General features: G+C 64.2%; 1 protein-coding gene. It reads right to left on the bottom strand.

Annotation, left to right across the window (positions count from 1 at the left end):
• Positions 1–20 precede the first annotated feature (20 nt).
• Positions 21–2,036 (bottom strand): serine/threonine-protein kinase, encoded by a 2,016-nt coding sequence (locus ACZY1I_RS13170; RefSeq protein ID WP_463754835.1) that lies wholly within the window; start codon positions 2,034–2,036, stop codon positions 21–23.
• Positions 2,037–2,271: the final 235 nt, after the last annotated feature.

Genomic DNA, 2,271 nt, shown 5'->3' with positions numbered 1-2,271 from the left:
CGGGTCGCCACCATCGGGGCTCAGTCTCTGATGCGCGTGAAGACCTGATCGTAGGGGCCGCCCTTGCACGCACTGCCCGAGGCATCTTCGGTCCCGTGGCCGGACAGTGTCAGGATCGGATCCTGGGCCGGCTTCGGCAACGGGAAGACGCCGGTGACCCGGACATGACTGGTACCGCCCGCTTGGCAGGGGACGTCTTCCTCGGAGTTTTCGGTCCAGGCATTGCTGGCGTACATGAACAGTTGATGGTCGGTGAGATCCGTCAGCACGAAACGGCTCAGGCATCGGTCCCCTGAGCGTAGGCAGAACGTATCCACGCTGAAGTCCTGGTCCACTGGCCTGGCTTGGCCGGCGGCCGTCGTGAATTTCGAGCGATAAAAGCCGCGTAACCCCAATGCCGGGGACGCCACCCGGGCCGGCAGACTGGCCGGGTCGGTCAGGCTGGCAACGTCGACGTCCCCGGTTCGAGTGAAAACCACACTTCGTTTGCTGTAACACTCAACGGAATCTTCGATCCATTCCCCGGCCATGCCGCCGTCGGGACGAAGCCGCAGATAAATCCAGTGCCACTCTTCGACGTCGTGGCCATTGCACTTTTCGGTATCCAGGCCGACCGAGATCCAGCGTTCGTTGATGTCGTCGAACACCATGTTGACCGGGTGCGGGTATTTCCCACTGCTTCGCAACGCGGTTGCCACGCACCCCTTCGAGCCGCACACCGACCGCAGCTTCCACGTTTCTTTGCCTGGCGGATCCAACCCCTGCTGCTCTCTGCCCGACAAACCGATGCTGGGACCGAATTCGACGGTATAGGTGCCCGTCAAGGGGCCGGTATTCGCTTGCGGCGCAGGTGTATTGCCACCCGTTGATGATCCGCCGCTGTTGAGTGCAAAAGCGGCAACGAGGCCGATTATCACGACTACGGCAGCGATGCTGCTCGCCAGAATGACGTTCCGGCGTTTCCGGTTCGGTTGGGCCAGCTCCGCGGGTCGCGACGGTCCGGCGGGTGGCGGATAGCCGGCACCGGAGGGAGAACCGGGAGGCCCATCAGATCCGTGCGGTGGGCCGTATTGGCCGAACTGGGTCGCTTCGGTGTTCGATGTGCCGCCGGTCGGCGGTGCCGGGTAATAGTTGTGGGGCACGCTCGGCGGAACCGGTATCACTTGGGTTTCGGATTGGACCGGGTCGGCTCCGCGTTGAGGGAAGGAAACCGCCGCGGGTTGGGTGATCGCCGACCGGGCCGCAGCGACCATGTCGGTCACGGTCGAGTAGCGCTGGTCGGGATTCTTCGCCATCCCCATCGCGATGACCTGATCAAGTTGTGCCGGCAGGCCTCGCCGAAGAGATGACGGGCGAGGCGCCGGCAAACCCAGATGGCCGCCGATCTGCTGTTCGATACTTTTGCCGGGATAGGGCTGGCTGCCGGTCAAGCACTCGTGCAGGACGCACGCGAGGGCATAGGTGTCGCTGCGAGGGTCGGTCTGCCCGCTAGTCAGCCGTTCCGGCGCCATGTAGGCCCAGGTGCCAATCACGCTGCCGGTGCCCGTCATCCGTGATTCCCCCGCCGCGGTGGCGATGCCGAAATCGATCAGGTAGGCGAAATCACCTTCGGCGACGAGGATGTTGGACGGCTTGACGTCGCGGTGCACCAGTCCGATCCGATGTGCATCTTTGAGCGCCGAGGCAATCTGTTCGACGATCGCCACCGCGCGTGACGGCTCCAGAGCTCCTTCGGCAATGATGCTGTGTAGATCGCGGCCGTTGATGAGGCGCATGTCGACGTAAAGGCGGCCGTCGATCTCACCGAAATGGTGAATCGGCACGACGTGCGGGTCGTTGAGTCCCGCTGCTGCCAAAGCCTCGCGGCGAAACCGCTGCACGAATGTGGGATCGCTGGCCAACGTGGTGGACAGCACCTTCACGGCGACCACCCGCTGCGTTTCGGTATCGAAGGCCCGCCACACCTCGCCCATGCCCCCGCGGCCGATCAGCTCGATCAATCGGTAGCGCCCGAACGGCGTTCCATCCTGGTCCACGATCCTCCTGCAACCTGAAGCGGGAAGCCCCCCCACGATTCAAGCCGCAAGTCAACCAACTATGCCGAAATCTTGGATAACTCAAAGAAGGGTCATATCTTCCGCCCGGCTGCGCCGGCCTTGCGATCGCGACCGGTCCGATTGTCGCGACCCGCTGCGCCCGGCTGCGCCGGCCTTGCGATCGCGACCGGTCCGATTGTCGCGACCCGCTGCGCCCGGCTGCGCCGGCCTTGCG

This window comes from Mycobacterium sp. IDUB_37, from assembly GCF_055419245.1.
Note: the sequence above shows the minus strand (reverse complement) of the source record. Positions and strands in the feature narration are given on the sequence as shown.